We start from the raw sequence: 18,289 nt of genomic DNA on the forward strand, positions 1-18,289 counted from the left end.
TCTGGGGAACGCCATGAACCGCATCTATCGCCTCGTCTTCAACCGCAATCTCGGCGTGCTCCAGGTCGCCTCCGAAGTCGCCGCCGGCCACGCCGGCGGCGGCACCTCCGGCGCCGCGCGCCTGCTGGCGCCGCTGCTGCCGCTCGCCCTGGCCTGGGCGCTGGCCGCGCCGGCGCACGCCAGCGGCCTGCCCTCGCTGTCCAGCGCCACCGGCGCCAGCGTGTCGCAGCACGGCAGCACGCTGACCATCGACCAGAACGCGGCCAAGGCCGTGCTCAACTGGAACAGCTTCAACATCGGCAAGGACGCCAGCGTGGTGTTCGCCCAGCCCTCCAGCTCGGCGGTGGCGCTCAACCTGATCGATGCCAGCCATGGCGCCAGCGCCATCGACGGCAGCCTGCGCGCCAACGGCAACGTGTTCCTGATCAACTCGGCCGGCATCCTGTTCGGCCGCCATGCCCAGGTCAATGTCGGCGGCCTGGTCGCCAGCTCGCTGGGCCTGGCCGACGACGACGGCGACGGCTACCTGCTCGGCCGCGGCGATGCCGCGGCCGCCAGCGTGATCAATCATGGACGGATCACCGCCGCCGACGGCGGCTCGGTCAACCTGGTCGGCAACCATGTCGCCAACAGCGGCACGATCAGCGCCAACGGCGGCGCCATCCGGCTGCTCTCCGCCGACCAGGTGCAGGTGACGATGGACGCGGCCGGCGCGATCGGCCTGCAGTTGCTCGCCGCCTCCACCCAGGCGGCGAGCGGCGCCGGCGCGGCCGTGGAGAACAGCGGCACGCTCACCGCCGGCGGCGGACAGATCTTGCTGCAGGCGGCCAGCACCGGCCTGTCCGAGCTGCTGGTCAACAACACCGGCGCGCTCGAAGCCTCCGCCATCGACACCTCCGGCGGCAGCATCCGGCTGGTCGCCAACGGCGGCGATGTGGCCAGCAGCGGCAGCATCGACGTCTCCGGCAGCCGCGGCGGCAGCGTGCAGGTCCTGTCCGATGCCGGCGTGACGGTCAATGGCCGCATCGATGCCCGCGGCACCGACGCCGGCGGCAGCATCCGCATCGGCGGCGGCTACCAGGGCGGCGAGAACCTGCTGCAGGCCAGCTCGGCCACGGTCGGCAGCGGCAGCGTGCTCGACGCCAGCGCCACCGCGCACGGCAACGGCGGCTCGATCGTGGTCTGGTCCAACGGCGACACCGCGGTACATGGCAGCCTGCGCGCCAATGCCGCCGGCAGCGGCGACGGCGGCAGCATCGAAACCAGCGGCCACCACGTGGACTTCGGCGGCATCGCCGTCGGCGCCAGGGCAGCCGGCAACGGCAGCGCCGGCACCTGGCTGGTGGATCCGGAAGACCTGACCGTGGACAGCGCCGCGGCCGGCACCATCGGCAGCACGCTGGACGGCGGCACCAACGTCACCCTGATCACCACCAGCACCACCGCCAGCGGCCCCGGCACCGTGACCAGCGGCAGCGGCGACATCAACGTGAACGCGGCGATCAGTTGGGGCGGCAACTCCACGCTGACCCTGGATGCCTACAACGACATCAACCTCAATGCCGCGATCACCGCCACCGGCAGCAACGCCGGCCTGGTGCTGAACTACGGCGGCTACACCGCCAACGGCGCCGCAACCAGCGGCAGCGACTACCGCGTCAACGCCCCGGTCACGCTCAGCGGCAGCAACGCCCAGCTGAGCATCAATGGCGACGCCTACACCCTGCTGCGCTCCCTGGACGATCTGCAGAACGTGGTGGGCAATACCGGCAACTACGCCCTGGCCGCGGACCTGGACGCCAGCGGCACCACCTACGGGTCGCCGATCATCGCCCGCACGGTCTCCGGCGAGTTCTCCGGCACCTTCGCCGGCCTGGGCCACACGATCAGCAACCTGAGCATCAACTCGGGGAACAACTACGTCGGCCTGTTCGGCTATGTCGGCACCGCGACCATCCGCGACCTGGGCCTGGTCAACGCCAGCGTCACCGGTAGCAACTATGTCGGCGCCCTCGCCGGCACCAGCCGGGCCACGCTCAGCAATGTCTACGCCACGGGCAGCGTCGGCGGCGCCAACTACGTCGGCGGCCTGGTCGGCTACAACGCCGACGGCACCATCACCGCCAGCCATTCCAGCAGCGCGGTCAGCGCGAGCGGAACCTATTTCGGCGGGCTGGTCGCCTACAACGGCGGCACCATCAGCGATGCGTACGCGACTGGCAACGTGAGCGGCACCTACCGCTACGCAGGCGGTTTGGTCGGGTCCAATACCGGCACCGTCAGCGCGTCCTATGCCACCGGCAATGTAACGGGCCAGGCCTATGTCGGCGGCCTGGTCGGCTATAGCTCCGGCGCCCTCGCCAACGTCTACGCCTCCGGCAATGTGTCCGCCTCCGGCAACAACGCCGGCGGCCTGGTCGGGCAGATCGTCGGCAGCTCGATCAGCGGAGCCTATGCGACCGGAAACGTCAGCGCGACGTCGGAGGTCGGCGGCCTGGTCGGCTATACCTACGAGGCGACTCTCGATCACGTCTACGCGACCGGCACGGTGACCGCCACCAATACGTCGGCGGCGTCGGTCGGCGGCCTGGTCGGCTACCACCGCTACAACTCGAGCCTCAGCAATGCCTACTGGGACGCGAGCAGTTCCGGACAGGCCAATGCGATCGGCTACAGCTTCGAGAATTCGACCTCGTCCAACGTCGCCAGCATCGGCAGCGGCAACCGCTATGCCCACGCCAGCTATGGCGCGCTGGGCACCTGGTCGCTGGTCGGCGGCACCAGCGACGTGTACGTGGCCACGGACAGCAACGGCACTGCGGCCTGGATCATGATCGAAGGGCAGACGCGCCCGTTCCTGGCCAGCGAGTACAGCACCCGCATCGGCAACGCCCACCAGTTGCAGTTGATGGCTTACAACCTGGCGGCCAGCTACACCGTGTCCACCGACATCGATGCCAGCCAGACCTCCGGCAGCAACGCCAGCGGCATGTGGAGCAGCGCCGGCTTCGATCCGGTCGGCGAAGCCACGCACGCCTTCACCGGCAGCTTGAACGGATACGGCCACACGGTGAGCGGCCTGAGCATCGCCCGCGGCGCCGAAAACAGCGTCGGCCTGTTCGGCGTGACCGGTAGCGGCAGCGCGATCCGCAATCTCGCGCTGACCGGCAGCAGCATCTCGGGCCTGGCCTATGTCGGCGGCGTGGTCGGCCAGAACGCCGGCACCCTCAGCGGCGTCTCCGCCGCGGGCAGCGTAGCCGGCACCGGCAACTTCGTCGGCGGCCTGGTCGGCTACAACGACGGCGGCGCGATCTCCGGCGCGCAGACCGCAGGCAGCGTCGTCGCCAGCGGCGGCGCATACAGCGGCAACTACGTCGGCGGCCTGATCGGCAGCAACAACGCCGGATCGGTGTCCGCCTCGTCGTCGACCAGCACGGTGTCCGGCGGCAGCACCGTGGGCGGCCTGGTCGGCAACGACTATCAGGGCACCTACGACGATGTCCGCGCCAGTGGCAACGTGACCAGCACCAGTTCCTCCACCGGCAACAACGTCGGCGGCCTCATCGGCAGCGCGACCCAGAGCAGTATCCAGAATGCCCATGCCAGCGGCGACGTCACCGCGACCACCGCCAGCGCAGGCGGCCTGGTCGGCCTCGCCGCGTCCAGCAGCATCCACAATGCCTACGCCAGCGGACACGTCTCCGGAACCAAGAGCGTCGGCGGCCTGGTCGGCCGCAGTTCCAGCACCACGATCGGCAACGTGTATGCGACCGGCGCCGTGACCGGTACCACCTACGACACCGGCGGCCTGGTCGGCAGCCTGTCCGGCGGCAGCATCGAATCGGCCTACGCCAGCGGCAACGTGTCGGGCGGGAGCTATGTCGGCGGCCTGGTCGGCTACAACGATTCGGCGAGCGTCGGCACGGTCTACGCCATGGGCAATGTCTCCGGCGACGATTACATCGGCGGCCTGGTCGGCTACAACGACGAGGGCAGCATCGCGACCGCCTACGCCACCGGCACCGCGACCGGCGACATGTATGTCGCCGGGCTGGCCGGCTACAACTACAACGGCACCATCGCCAACACCTACGCCAGCGGCAATGTCTCGGGCAGCGCGTATGTCGGCGGCCTGGTCGGCGTCAACTACAACAACACGCTGCGCGATTCCTATGCCACCGGCAGCGTGACCGGCAGCAATGCGGTCGGCGGCCTGGTCGGTTCCAATTCCAACGGCAGCATCGTCGCCAGCTTCTTCGCCACCACCGATGCCAACGGCAACGCGATCAACACCGGCTTGAACGTCGCCGGCAATGCCGGCGGCAGCATCGACGGCTACAGCGGCGGCAAGACCTGGAACCAGCTGACCACGTTGTCCACCTTCACCGACGCCGGCTGGAACATCGACGACAAGGGCGGGACCGGCCTGACCTGGCGCATGTACGAGGGCCATACGTCGCCGTTGCTGCGTGGCTTCCTGAAGTCGCTCACGGTCACCGCCACCGTCTCCGGCGCGGACAAGACCTACGACGGCACTGGCGTCAGCGGTACCACGTCCAGCTACACGGTGGGCGGCACCCCCAACAGCAACCTGGTGCTCGGTTCGTCGTTGACCTATGCGACCGCCGGCAAGAACGCGGGAACCTACACCACGGGCAATGGCGGTATCGCGGTCGGCGGGCTGTATTCCACCCAGCAGGGCTACGACATCGCCTATACGGCAACCGGCAGCATCACCATCACCCCGGCGAGCCTGACGGTCACCGCCAGCGACGCCGGCAAGACCTACGGCAGCACTGCCAGCCTCAACGGCTACAGCGTGTCCGGCCTGATCGGTGGCGACACGGTCTCCGGCGTGACCCTGAGCAGCGGCGGCTCGGCCGCCACCGCCGGGGTCGGCCGCTATGCCATCGGCGCCTCCGGCGCCAGCGGTTCGGGACTGTCCAACTACGTCATCCGCTATGTCGATGGCAGCCTGACGGTCGATCCGGCGACGCTGCGCATCGTCGCCACCGACGCCAACAAGACCTACGGCAGCAGCCTCGGCCTGAGCGGCTACACCGTGTCCGGCCTGCTCAATGGCGACGCGGTTTCCGGCGTCGACCTGAGCAGCGCCGGTTCGGCCGCCACCGCTTCGGTCGGCACCTACGCGATCGGCGCTTCCGGTGCCACCGGCGCGGGACTGTCCAACTACGTCATCCGCTATGTCGATGGCAACCTGCGCGTCGATCCGGCCACGTTGCGCATCGTCGCCACCGATGCCAGCAAGACCTTCGGCAGCAGCATCAATCTGACCGGCTACACCGTGTCAGGGCTGCTCAATGGCGACACGGTCTCCGGCGTCGGCCTGAGCAGCAGCGGTTCGGCCGCCAGCGCCGCGGTCGGCACCTACGCGATCAGCGCTTCCGGCGCCAGCGGTGCGGGGCTGTCCAACTACACCGTCAGCTATGTCGATGGCCTGTTGAGCGTGCTGCCCGGCGGCGATACCAGTCCCGGCACCGGCATTCAGTTGGGAAATTCGACGGTGCAGGCGATCAACAGTTCGGTCTCGGCGACCGCGCAAACCGGCACTACCGGCACCAGCAACGACGAGACCGCCAGGGAGCTGGCGGCGAGCGCCCAGGCCGCGGGCGGCAGCACTGCCACGGCCGCGACCGATTCCATCCTGATCGTCGATGGCGGCGTTCGCGTCCCCGCGCTCGCCTGCAGCCAGGGCAGCTCCGTCGCGCCTGCGGAAACCTGCATCATCCAGCAGTAGCCGGCAGCGGCCACGGACGCCTCGTCGAGGCGTCGCGAGGCCAGGCCGCCGCCATTCCCGCAACGCGAATGGCGGCGGTCTTCGCCAAACGGTTAAGGTCTGGCCGACAGGCACACCGTTCTCGCGCGGCAAGCCGGCGCGTGGGTTTGCCCCATCGTGTGCGGCCCGAATGTCGGCGCCGCCGCGCCGCGGAATCCGCGAGCGCGAGCGCGACGCTGCGGATCAGGCGTCGAACGCTGGCGGCAGCGGCTCGACCTGCGCCTGCGGGCGCCGCGGCAGCAGCAGCACGAAGCAGACCGGCGCGTCCGCAGCGTCCCCGGCCAGCCCCACCCAGCCGCCGAGACGCTCGGCGATCCTGCGCACCAGGTACAGGCCGAGCCCGGCGCCTGGCGTGTTCCTGGCGTTCTCGCCCCGGTAGTACTTCTGGAACAACCGCTGCCGATCGGCGGCGGCGATGCGCTCGCCCGCATTGGCGATCTCCACCCGCAGCGCTTCGCCGTGCCCGCGCACGCGGATACGGATCGGCTTGCCCGGCGGACAATGGCGATCGGCATTGGCGATCAGGTTGCGCAAGGCCACGCGCAACAGTCCGCTGTCGGTGACCAGGCTGTCGTCGTCGCTCTGGTAGTCGCAGACCACGCGCTGCGGCGGGAAGTCACGACACACCGCGTCCAGCAGATCGCGCAGCGCGCAGGGCTGCAGCCGCAGGTCCGCGGTGGTCGCGTCCATGCGGTCGGCGCCGAGGTACTCGTCCACCAGCGCCAGCAGTCGTTGCGCCGCGCCATGGATGTTGCCGCAGCGCGCGCGGTTGCGCTCTATCGGTCCCTCCAGCTTGCGCGCCAGTTGCTGCGCCGAGGTCATGATCACCGCCAGCGGCGTGCGGAATTCGTGCGACACCATCGCCACGAACTCGCGCTGCTCCTGCATCACCCTGCGTTCGGTTTGCAACGAGGCGCGCAGTTCGTCCTCCAGGCGTTGCCGCCTGCGGATCTGTCCATGCAGTTCGGCCGTGCGCAGCGCGACCTCGCGCTCCAGCTGCATGCCGTGCCGGCGCGCCAGTTCCGCTGCGGCATTGGCGTGGCGCCGCTCGCGGATGCGGCGCCGGCGCTCGTAGCGGCCAACGACCAGGAAACTCATCACGGTCATGTGCAGCATGGTGCCGACGGTGGTGGCGTACTGGGTCCACGCGTTCACCGGGACCAGGCCCAGATTGCGCAGGAATCCGAGCATCACCCCCAGGTAGAACGGGAAGAAGGCGAGCGCGAAGAACACCGCGGGCGGGTAGCGTTTCCACAGCAGGCGGAGCGCCAGCGCCGTCAGCACCGCGATGCCGAGCAAGGCCAGGGTCTGCACCGGCTGCATGCCAAGTGCGTAATGCCCGGTCGCGACGAGCGCGGCGCAGACCAGCGCGGCGGCGCACAGGAAGCGGATGGACCAGCGCGCAAACTGCGGATACAGGGCGCGCAGGTTCAACTGCCTGCTCGCGATCTGGAATCCCACCGGCAGGCTGCAGGCGATGCTGATCCCCAGCAGGCGGTCGCTCCACGCCACCGGCAGTCCCGTCACCTGCTGCACCAGGCCGATCGACATGGCCTCGTTGAGCACGCAGCCGCCGAGGTAGGCGACGAACAGGCCGCTCATGGGCGCACGCGTCACGCTCCAGAACAGCAGATGCAAGCAGATCAGCAGCAGGTAGAAGCCGAAGTACAGGCCGAACTGCAGCCCCTCGCGCCGCGACTGGTTGTCGAACGGCAGTCGCTGCCAGATGTCGAGGCGGGTGACCAGCGCGTTCTTGCTCTGCAGCCGCAGCAGGATCACGTAGTCGCCGGGACGCGACGGCGCGAACTGGAACACCGGGCTGCGGTAGTCCACTGGCCAAGCGTCGCGGCGGACGTTCTCGCCGCTATGGCCCAACGCTTGCCAAGCGCCGCCGTCGACGCTGGCGTAGGCCTGCGCATCGTCGATGACGGCATTGCTCAGTCGCAGCATCCAGCCCGCGGACGCTACACTGTCCACGCGCAACGGAACGCGCAGCCACACGGTGTTGGCGGTGAACCCGGCATTGAGACTGGCGGGCAGCCGGGTCCAGCCGGATGCCGCCGCGGCCTGGCGGGCATCCAGCCGGCCTTGCGGATCGTCCAGGCGCTGCAGGTATCCGCTCGCATCCAGATGCTCGGCCGCGGCGGTCAGCGGCAACGTTCGAGGCGGCGCCCATCCCGGTTGCGCCGCAACACAGGCCACCGCACCCCAGTACAGCCATGCGCCCACAAACCAGCGAAACCACTTCGCCATCATTTGCCATACCGCACGATCGCCGAACCCGCTTGAGTCACAGCGGCCAATGATGCACCAAGAGTTTGCCGCGATGGGCGAGGTGATCGTGCTGGAAGACGAACCCGTGCTGCGCGAGGAGCTCGGCGAGTTCCTCGCCGATCTCGGCTACGCCGCGACGTGCGCGGCCAGCGTCAGGGAATTCCGGCAACGGTTCGATCCGCTGCGCCATGGCCTGGCGGTGATCGACATCGGACTCCCCGACGGCAGCGGCCTGGACTTGATCGGCGAACTGCGGCAAGGCGCGCAACGGCTGGGCATCGTGGTGTTCAGTGCGCGCAACACCAGCCGCGATCGCGTCACCGGCCTCGACATCGGCGCCGACCACTACCTGGGCAAAGGCGCCGACCTGGACGAACTGGCCGCGACCCTGGCCGCGCTCGGCCGGCGTCTGGGCCTGCAAAAAGCGTGCTGGATGCTGGAGCTGGGTGCCGCGCGCCTGAACGTGCCCGACGCGCCGTCGGTTCCGCTCTCGCACCAGGATCTGCTGGTGCTCAAGTGCCTGATGAGCCGACCCGGCGAAAGCGTGGGCCACCGCGAAATCGCCGAGGCGCTCGGGGTGAACTTCCTCGACCACGACCGGCGCCGGCTGGACACGCAGATGTACCGGCTGCGGCGACGGGTGGAGGAGATCAGCGGGCGGCCGCTGCCGGTGAAGACGCTGCGCAACAGCGGTTACCGGTTTCATGCGCCGGCTGCGTTGAAGCCTTGAGTTCGCGGCTTGTGCGGTGTGTCGCGCCAACAAGATTTGTCAGGGACTGCGCTCCTTACCCTCCTCCGCCCCTTCGGGGCTCCTTCCCCCCGAAAAGAGTCATGGTCCCGATGGGAGAAGGAGCGTTGCAACGAAAAACGCCGGCGATGCCGGCGTTTTTCGTGGACTCTTTCTAGCGGGACCTCAGTCCTGCCACTTGCCCAGCGCGGCCAGGCCGTTTTCCTTGGCGCGGTCGTAGACCACCTGCTGCGCTTTGGCGAAGTTGCCCTTCATGTCCTGCGACCACAGCTTCAGCGCGGCCTGCTGCATCGCGCGGCCGTAGGAGAAGCTCAGCGGCCATGGCAGGGTGCCGATCTGGTTCATCGCATTGAGATGCGCGGTGGACTGCTCGTCGGTCTGCCCGCCGGACAGGAACACGATGCCCGGCAGGATCGCCGGCACGGTGCTCTTCAGGCACATCACGGTGGACTCGGCTACTTCCTCGACGCTGGCCTGCTCGTCGCAATCCTTGCCGGCGATGACCATCGAGGCCTTCAGGATGGTGCCTTCCAGCACCACGTTCTGCTCGTACAGCGCGCCGAACAGCGAACGCAGCGTGGCTTCGGTGACCTCGTAGCAGGTCTCGATGTCGTGGTTGCCGTCCATCAACACTTCCGGCTCCACCATCGGCACCAGGCCCTGCTCCTGGCACAGCGCGGCGTAGCGCGCCAGCGCGTGCGCGTTGGTCTCGATGCACACGCCCGACGGGATGTCCTCGCCGATGGTGATCACCGCGCGCCACTTGGCGAAGCGCGCGCCGAGCTTGTAGTACTCCTCCAGGCGCGCGCGCAGGCCGTCCAGGCCTTCGGTGATCAGCTCGCCCGGCATGCCGGCCAGCGGATGCGTGCCCTTGTCGACCTTGATCCCGGGAATGATGCCGTGCTCGGCCATGTACTTCGGGAACGGCACGCCGTCCTTGGTCTTCTGGCGGATGGTCTCGTCGTACAGGATCGCGCCGGAGATGTGGTCGCTCAGCTTCGGCGTGGTCAGCAGCAGCTCGCGATACGCGCGGCGGTTCTCTTCGACATTCTCGATGCCGACGCTGGCGAAGCGCTTGGCGATCGTGCTGGTGGATTCGTCGATCGCGATGATGCCCTTGCCCGGGGCGACCATCGCCTGTGCGGTTTCGGCAAGCTGTTCGATGCTCATGGAATTCCTATGGCACGGGGGGAAACCCGAAGTATATCGCGGCAAACGCTACCGATTCCTTCACGGAATGCCTGCAACCGTTTCCATCCGGTAGACGCAATCCGCGACCGCATGCGCAGTCGCGTGCACCGGCAGGCGACCGGCGGCGCCAGCCGGACAGGCAAAAAAAACCGCGCGCTGCAGACGCAGCGCGCGGTCGTGGGCCGGCGTGGCGGCGGCGCTGCGGCTACAGCTCGCCCAGGCCGCTGGCGCGGCCGTCGGGGCCGACTTCGAGCAGGCGCAGGGTGTTGGTCGCGCCATGCGTTTCCATGTGCTCGCCGCTGGTGAACACCACGCGGTCGCCGGGACCCATGCGCTCGGCCTCGACCAGCAGGCGGATCGCCGCACGCGCCGCTTCGCGCGGGGTCAGGCCGCGGCTGTCGAAGTTGATCGGGAACACGCCGCGCATCATCGCCATGCCGCGGCGCGCGCCGTCGTGGCGGGTGAACGCGTAGATCGGCATCTTCGAGCGGAACCGCGACAGGAAGCGCGGGGTACCGCCGGATTCGGTCAGGGTGACCACGCCGCTCAGGCCGATGTGCTCGGACAGGAACATGGTCGCCATCGCGATCGCCTGGTCGGCGCGCTCGAGGTTGCGCTGCGCGGCCTCGAAGTCGGTGTCCATCTCGAACTGGCGCTCGGCGCCCAGGCAGATCCGCGCCATCGCCTGCACCGCCTTGACCGGGTAGGCGCCGGCGGCGGTCTCGGCCGACAGCATCACCGCGTCGGTGCCGTCGATCACCGCGTTGGCCACGTCCAGCACCTCGGCGCGGGTCGGGATCGGGTTCTCGACCATCGACTGCAGCATCTGCGTGGCGGTGATCACCACCTTGTTCTGCGCCAGCGACTCGCGAATGATCTTCTTCTGCAGGCCCGGCAGCTCGGCATCGCCGATCTCCACGCCCAGGTCGCCGCGCGCGACCATCACCACGTCGCTGGCCTCGACGATCTCGCTCAGGTTCTCGATCGCCTCGGTGCGCTCGATCTTGGACACCAGCGCGGCGTCGCAGCCGTGCTCGCGGGCGATGCGGCGCGCGTCGTTCATGTCCTGCGCGTTGCGGCAGAACGACACCGCGATGAAATCCACGCCGATCTTGGCGACGATGCCGATCAGTTCCTTGTCGCGCTCGGTCAGCGCGCCCAGCGACAGGCCGCCGCCCTGCTTGTTCAGGCCCTTGCGGTCGGACAGCACGCCGTCGTTGAGCACGGTGTTGACGATGCGCGAACCGTCGACCTCGACCACCTGCAGCTGCAGCAGGCCGTCGTCGAGCAGCAGCACGTCGCCCGGCTTGACGTCGTTGGGCAGGCCCAGGTAGCTGACGCCGACCTCGTTTTCGTCGCCGGCCGGCGCGTTGGCGTCGGCGACCAGGTCGAAGCGCGCGCCGGCCTTCAGCGACACCTTGCCGGCGGCGAAGCGCTCGATGCGGATCTTCGGCCCCGGCAGGTCGGCGAGGATGCCCACTTCGCTGCCCACGCGCTGTGCGGCGGCGCGCACTTCGGCGGCCCGCTTGGCCTGGCCGGACGGGTCGCCGTGGGAGAAATTCAGGCGCACGACGTTGACGCCGGCGCGGAACAGGTCCTCGAGCACGCCGGGCGGATCCGTGGCCGGGCCGAGGGTGGCGAGAATCTTGGTGCGGCGCTGGCGTTCGATCATGAGACGTCGTTCCCTGGAAAAGCCGTCAAAACTAGCACAGGCGCCGCTACCGCAGGATGGCGAATCGGCATAGGCGGCTGCGGATTCATGCATGTCTTGCAGACAGTGCGGGACAGTATGCGGACTCGAGGCCGCGCCGGCGCCGCCTCGCCCGTGCCCAGCCGGCGGCGCGGGCGCGACGCCGGGCAAGCCCGGACTCAGCGCTCCTGTGCTGCTCCCGGCCCTGCCGGACGAAGCCGCCAACACCCGGACAGACACGCCACGCGGTGGCCTGGCGCTACGACCGGCGCACGCGACGCAGGCCGGCATCGCATCTGGAACCGGGAATGGAGGAAATGCGCGCGTGCCGCAGCGGCACCGCTTTTACGAATCCCCAATCCCAACTCCCCAATCCCCGCTGTCAAGCTGCCAAACCCGGCAACTGCGCCGGCACCTGCGCCAGCGCACTGGCGCCGGCCTGACGCAGCTCCGCCGCGTCGCCGAAGCCCCACAGCACGCCGATACTGCGCATGCCGTGATGGTTGGCGCCTTCGATGTCCATGCGCCGATCGCCGATCATCACGCACTGCGCCGGCTGCAGCGACAGCCGCCGCAGGGCCTCGGCGATCAGGTCCGGCTTGAAGCGGCGCTGGCCGTCGTCGCTGGCGCCGACGATCTCCTCGAAGTGCGCGGCGAACGGCAGCGTCTCGACGATGCGCCGGGCGAAGCGCTCGTTCTTCGAGGTCACCACCGCGAAGCGATGGCCGGCCGCGGCCAAGGCCGCGACCGCCGCGCCGATCGCCGGGAACACGGTGTGCTCGCGCCAGCCCTGCGCGTCGTAGCGCTCGCGGTACAGGGACAGCGCCTGCTCGACCAGCGGCGGATCGCCGTGGAAGTAGTCGTTGAAGCTGTCGCGCAACGGCGGCCCGATCCAGGCGCGCAGTTGCTGCGGCTCGGGCGCCGGGCGCCCGAGTTCGGCGAACGCGTGGCGGATGCTGCCGACGATGCCGGCCTCCGAATCGACCAGGGTGCCGTCCAGGTCGAAGAACAGGGTGTTGGCGCTCACGCGCCGCGCGCCTGCAGCGCCGCCACCGCCGGTAGGGTCTTGCCTTCCAGGAATTCCAGGAACGCGCCGCCGCCGGTGGAGATGTAGCTCACCTGCTCGGCGATGCCGTACTTGTCGACCGCGGCCAGGGTGTCGCCGCCGCCGGCGATGGAGAACGCCGGCGAGGCGGCGATGGCGCGCGCCAGGGTTTCGGTGCCATGCCCGAACGCGTCGAACTCGAACACCCCGACCGGGCCGTTCCAGACCACGGTACCGGCCTTGGCGATCAGGTCGGCGTAGTGCGCGGCGGTCTGCGGGCCGATGTCCAGGATCAGATCGTCGTCGGCGACGTCGGCCAGCGCCTTCACCGTCGCCTCGGCGTCGGGCAGGAACTGCTTGGCCACCACCACGTCGGTGGGCAGCGGGATCGCCGCGCCGCGGGCATTGGCGTCGGCGACGATCTTGCGCGCGGTGTCGAGCAGGTCCGGCTCGCACAGCGACTTGCCGACCGGATAGCCGGCCGCGGCGATGAAGGTGTTGGCGATGCCGCCGCCGACGATCAGCTGCTCGACCTTGTTGACCAGGTTCGACAGCAGCTCCAGCTTGGTCGAGACCTTGCTGCCGGCGACGATCGCCAGCAGCGGCTTGGCCGGGTGCTCCAGCGCCTTGGCCAGCGCGTCCAGCTCGGCCATCAGCAGCGGTCCGCCGGCCGCCACCGGGGCGAACCTGATCACGCCGTGGGTGGACGCCTGGGCGCGGTGCGCGGTGCCGAACGCATCCATCACGAACACGTCGCACAGCGCCGCGTACTTCTTCGCCAGCGCCTCGTCGTCCTTGCCCTCGCCGACGTTCATGCGGCAATTCTCCAGCAGCACGATCTTGCCGGGCTGCACCTCCACGCCGTCGACCCAGTCGCGCAGCAGCGGCACCTCGGTGCCGAGCAGCGCGGTCAGCCGCGCGGCGACCGGCGCCAGCGAATCGGCCTGGGTCCACGCGCCTTCCTTGGGCCGGCCCAGGTGCGAGGTCACCATCACCGCCGCGCCCTGCTCCAGCGCGTGGCGCAGCGTCGGCACCGAGGCCAGGATGCGCTGCTCGGACGTGATCTGGCCGTTGTCGTCGATCGGCACGTTGAGGTCTTGCCGGATCAGCACACGCTTGCCGGACAGGTCGAGATCGGTCATTCGCAGGATGGGCATTGTCGGTTGCTCGCTATCGTGGGGTTGCTGAGGAAGGAGGAGGCGGTGCGCAGCATAGGCGCGGCGATCGGAACGTCCGCTTTAGGCACGCTGGCGCCAGCGCGCGCGGGCGGTGCCGAGGCGGGCATTGTCCGGCGTCGGCCGCGCAGCGGCAAATCGAGACATCGCGCGGCGTGCGGCCGCGGCGCGACGGCGCGGGCAAAACCACGCGCGCACGGCGGTCGCCACGCCGCGACAGGCGCGTGGCGTGGCGGTGCCGAACCGATCAGCCCGCGCCGGGCGCGACCGGCTTGCGCAACAGGCTGAAGGCGAAACCGACCACGATCAATGCGCCGCCGACCAGCAGCGCCCACAGCAGCCAGGTCTTCCAGTCGCGCGGCGCGGCCGGCGCCTGCAGCGCGGCGGCGCCGGCCAGCGGGACCGCCGCGCCGAGCGTGGCGGTGGCCGGCGTCCATTGCGGGCCGCGTTGCGCACGCAGGGCCTGCAAGGTGGTCGCCAACGGCGCGGCAGCGCGCTGGGTGCGCGCGCTGCCGGCGGCCAGCGCATAGGGCGGCGTGCCCTGGGCCAGGAAGATCAGCGTTTCCGGCTGGTAGCCCAGGCGCAGCGCCGGCCGCTGCCGGCCCGGATCCTGCGTGGCCAGCAGCCGCCAGTAGCGGTCGCGCACCGGCTGGGTCAGCGCCTGCGGCGGCGAGCGGCTGGCGCCGGCGCCGACCTGGTAGGCCACCCACGGCCCGGCCCGGTCCTGCCACGGCGCCTCGGCACTGTCGCGGCTCTGCACGCGCCATTCGATCGCGCTGTTGCCGGGCAGCGCGATGTCGAGCTGCGCGACCGGATAGCGGCCGGGCGATACGAAGTCGAAGCTGTGCTGCGCCGGATCGGCGTGCAGCGCGTCCAGTTGCTGCCAGTGCCAGTCGGCGGCGACGGGCGCCGGCGCCAGTTCGGCTTCCACCCCGGTCAGTGTCGGCAGCGGCGGCGACGACAGCGGCAGCAGCCGCAGGTAGCGCACCTGGCGATCGATGGCGATGCGCAATTGCTGCAGGCGCTTGCCCTGGTTGGCCAGGTCGACCAGGGTCGCCTCCGGCACCAGCAGTTCCCAGTCGCGCAGATCGTCGCTGGCCTCGACCCGGTAGCGCGCCTGCCGCGGCTGCGCATCGGCGGCCCATTGCAGCGACAGCGCGCGCAACGGCTCGCGCAGCGCGCTGGCATCGATCAACCAACCCGCTTCGGCACTGGCCGTGGCGCTGCTGGCGATGCGGGTGCGGATGCGGCGCACGCTGCCGTCGGTATCGCGCTCGGCGATCAGCTCCAGGTTGTCCGCGCCGCCACCGGCCACGGCCGGCAGCGGGAACCAGGGCAGCGGCTGCCGGCGCGGCGTGGTCTCGGCCAGTTCGGCCGCGAACAGGGCCGCCGGCAGCGAGTCGCCGGCCGCGTTGAACACTTCCACGTCGCCCAGCGAGGCGAGGTGCGCGCTGCGGTACACCGCATCGTCGAGTTGCACGCGGTAGGCGCCGGCGGCCGGATCCTGCAGGGTCAGCGGCCATTGCTGCACGTAGTCGTCGCGCTGGCTGGCAGCGGAGGCCGCCACCGGCAGCAACGCCAGCAGCACAGCCGGAAAGATCAGGCGTTTCATGGATGGGCCTCCTCGGCCGGTTCGGTGGCGCGCGGCGGTGCCGGCGCGAAATAGCCGACCACGGTGCACAGCAGGCCGTAGGCGATGAACGAGGCGATGCCGGCGACGTTGCCGAGGTTGCCGCGATCCACCAGCAGCAGCTTGCCCAGCACCACCGCCATCAGCAGCGCGCCGGCCAGCCACAGGCCGCGCTGGCCGCGGCGCGAGCCGAGCACCCAGCCGAGCACGCCGAGCACGCTCCACACCACGGTCAGGCTGGTCTGCGCCACGCCGGCGGACAACAGCGACGCCCACGGCACCGGCGCCCAGTAGTGCACCGCATGCAGGGTCACGCTGGTGATCCACAGGAATCCGGCAGCGGCCAGCAGTTGCAGACGCTGGGCCCGCAACAGGGCCGGCGCGGTCGCCGACCACAGCCAGCGCGCGGCCAGCGCCACCGCCAGCAACTGGCTCAGTTCCAGCGGATTGAGCAGCGGCACCCACGGCAACGGCGCACTGGCGCCGGGCACGCACAGCGTCCACAGCCAGGCCAGGCCGAGCAGCCCGAAATAGCTGCCCTGCAGCGCCGTGCGGCAGCGGTCGAAGTCCGCCCCCAGCGGCGCGGCCAACCACGGCCAGCGCAGCAGCGACAACGCCGCCGCGGCCAGCCATGGCGCCAGCAGCAACGCCCATTGCCAGCCCTCGGCCAGGGCGAAGCGCTGCGCCAGCCAGAGGCCGAGCAAGGACAGCACCGACGGCCACACCAGCCACCAGGCGAATTGCGCCGCCCGCGCCACCCAGCCGCCGCTGCCGCGCAGGCAGATCAGGCTGCGTACGCCGAGCACCGCGAACAGGGTCCAGGCCCAGGCGCCATGCCCGGCGAACGGCTGGCCGTGCGCGTCCGCCTGCAGCACCGCCAGCGGCAACGCGAGCAGCAGCCCGCCGAGCGTGGTCGCGGCCAGCGCGCGCGCCGGCCAGCGGCGCTGCGCCTCGGCGGCCAGCCAGCCGCTGAGCGCGACGAACGCCAGCAGCAGGTCGGCCTGCGCCGCGGCCGCGACGAAGCGTTCGATCTCGGCAATGCCAATGCCGCACCACCACGCCAGGCCCCACAGGTAATAGGCCAAGGCCGGGGTGTCGGCGCCGGCACGGCGATAGCTCCAGGCGCTGGCGAGGCCGGCCAGGGCCAGCAGCGCACCGCTCATGAAGGTGGCATTGGCCACCGCCTGGGCGTCGTGCCAGGCCATGTCCAGCCCCAGCACGAAGCCGATCGCCGCGGCCAATTGCAGGCCGGCGCCGGTGAACTGCGGCAGCCAGCGCTGCTGGCGCAGTCCCAGCCACACCAGCGCCGCGCCTTCCAGCGCGAAGATGCTGGCGGTGGCGCGCGCGGACAGCGCCAGCGGCACCGCCAGCGTGGCGAAGCCCACCGCCAGCAGCGCATAGGCCTGGCCGAGCACCGCGAAGCGTTCGCGCCGGATCAGCGCCGCGGCCAGCAGCGCATACACCGCCGCCAGGCCAAGCGCGCACAGCGCCAGCGGCAGGCCTTCGCCGCGCAGCAGCCCGGCCTGCAGCGAGAACGCCACCAGCGGCGTGCCGAACACCAGGCTGCCGTCGATCAGGTTGCCGCGCGTGGCCGGCTGGCGCCGCGCGTACAGGATCGGGATCAGCAGGTAGAAGGCGAAGAACAGCAGCAGGAACGGCTCGGTGCTGGCGAACTTCGCCGGCTGGTATTGCAGCACGCCCCACAGCGTGCCGATGCCGAAGGTGAAGCCGAACCCGAGCAGGTTGAGCACCCGCCACGGCCGATACCAGGCGATCGCGAACACCGCCGCGTTCAACACCGCGTAATAGGAGAACAGCCCGACATGGTTGCCGCTGCCGGTGGACAGCCAGATCGGCGCCAGGAACCCGGCCAGCGTGGCCAGTACCGCCAGCGTGCGCGATTCCTGCACGACCGCCAGCACGCACATGCTGGCCACCAGCACGATGCTCAGCGCGAACGCGGCGCTGGCCGGAATCAGCCCGGACAGCTTGAACGCGGCGAACACCGTCAGCAGCAACACACCGATCGCGCCGCCCTGCAACGCCAGCGCGAAGCTGCGCTTGCGTTCGCGCTGGCGCCAGCCGAAGCCCAGGCCGGCCAACGCCGCGGCGGCGATGCCGGCATAGCGCAGCTGGATCGGCATGCGCAGCCAACCCTGGTCGCCGGCGTACTTCAGCAGCGCGGCGACGCCGGCCAGCAGCACCAGCATGCCGATCTTGACCGGCACGTTGCCTTCGGTGAACCAGCGCTTGGTGCCGGCCAGCAGCCGCTCGATCGGATCCGGACCGCGCGGTGCCGGCGGCAGTGGCGCGGCGACGGGATCCGCTGCCGCGTTCGCCATGGCGCTCGGCGCGAGGAACGGTGGCGGAAGCGGCGGCGGCGTAGGCGCTACCGAAGCGACAAAGGCGGCCACGGCGGACGGATGTTCCTCGGCAACACCGCCGTCGGCGAACCGCGCATCGCGCTCGCCACCGTTCTCGAAATCGGCATCGGTGTCATCGACATCGCCGGCCGCGTCGAATCGGGCTGCGGCGTGCGCCTGCGGCGCCGCGCCATGCAGGTGCGCCAGCTGCAGTTCCAGCGCCGCCACGCGCCGGCGCACGCCCGCCAGCGCCACCAGCATCACGATCATCAGGATCGGCACCGCCAATACCGCCACCACCACCAACACGATCAACGCTTCCATCCGGACTCCATGCCCAAGCCGGCACGGCGCTGGGCGGCGTACCAATGGTCCG

At 70.2% G+C, this 18,289-nt stretch carries 9 protein-coding genes; 2 read left to right on the plus strand and 7 right to left on the minus strand.

What is annotated here, in order from left to right; genetic code table 11:
* Positions 1-13 precede the first annotated feature (13 nt).
* The gene (locus JR064_RS08515; protein WP_206229435.1) at positions 14-5,758 is read left to right on the plus strand and encodes a GLUG motif-containing protein; all 5,745 of its coding nucleotides are present in this window, start codon (positions 14-16) and stop codon (positions 5,756-5,758) included.
* A 222-nt stretch (positions 5,759-5,980) separates the two neighbouring features.
* Here JR064_RS08515 and JR064_RS08520 read toward each other — a convergent pair whose 3' ends face one another.
* Positions 5,981-7,954 (minus strand): sensor histidine kinase, encoded by a 1,974-nt coding sequence (locus tag JR064_RS08520; protein WP_241092934.1) that lies wholly within the window; start codon positions 7,952-7,954, stop codon positions 5,981-5,983.
* 169 nt (positions 7,955-8,123) lie between these two features.
* On the opposite strand from JR064_RS08520, the gene JR064_RS08525 reads away from it, so the two are divergent.
* A complete protein-coding gene (locus tag JR064_RS08525; RefSeq protein WP_191824433.1) occupies positions 8,124-8,801 on the plus strand; it encodes a response regulator transcription factor in 678 nt (225 codons plus the stop codon).
* Between the two features lie 183 nt (positions 8,802-8,984).
* Here JR064_RS08525 and JR064_RS08530 read toward each other — a convergent pair whose 3' ends face one another.
* The 6 genes from JR064_RS08530 to JR064_RS08555 form a co-directional block, all read right to left on the minus strand.
* Positions 8,985-9,989, minus strand: a complete 1,005-nt coding sequence (locus JR064_RS08530) for a class I fructose-bisphosphate aldolase (protein ID WP_179566805.1) — start codon at positions 9,987-9,989, stop codon at positions 8,985-8,987.
* Positions 9,990-10,215: 226 nt separating this feature from the next.
* The gene (gene pyk / locus JR064_RS08535; RefSeq protein ID WP_145702518.1) at positions 10,216-11,682 is read right to left on the minus strand and encodes a pyruvate kinase; all 1,467 of its coding nucleotides are present in this window, start codon (positions 11,680-11,682) and stop codon (positions 10,216-10,218) included.
* 400 nt (positions 11,683-12,082) lie between these two features.
* Positions 12,083-12,727: an HAD-IA family hydrolase gene (locus JR064_RS08540; RefSeq protein ID WP_206229437.1), complete on the minus strand. Its 645-nt coding sequence runs from the start codon at positions 12,725-12,727 to the stop codon at positions 12,083-12,085.
* A complete protein-coding gene (locus JR064_RS08545) occupies positions 12,724-13,902 on the minus strand; it encodes a phosphoglycerate kinase (RefSeq protein ID WP_179566811.1) in 1,179 nt (392 codons plus the stop codon). Before JR064_RS08545 ends, JR064_RS08540 begins: the two co-directional genes overlap by 4 nt.
* Before the next feature lie 265 nt (positions 13,903-14,167).
* The gene (locus JR064_RS08550; RefSeq protein ID WP_206229438.1) at positions 14,168-15,532 is read right to left on the minus strand and encodes a DUF3999 domain-containing protein; all 1,365 of its coding nucleotides are present in this window, start codon (positions 15,530-15,532) and stop codon (positions 14,168-14,170) included.
* Complete coding sequence (locus JR064_RS08555; RefSeq protein ID WP_206229439.1) at positions 15,529-18,237, minus strand: DUF2339 domain-containing protein; 2,709 nt, start codon at positions 18,235-18,237, stop codon at positions 15,529-15,531. Before JR064_RS08555 ends, JR064_RS08550 begins: the two co-directional genes overlap by 4 nt.
* Between the last annotated feature and the right edge of the window lie 52 nt (positions 18,238-18,289).

Origin of the sequence: Xanthomonas bonasiae (assembly GCF_017163705.1) — a bacterium.
Taxonomy (GTDB): Bacteria; Pseudomonadota; Gammaproteobacteria; order Xanthomonadales; family Xanthomonadaceae; genus Xanthomonas_A; species Xanthomonas_A bonasiae.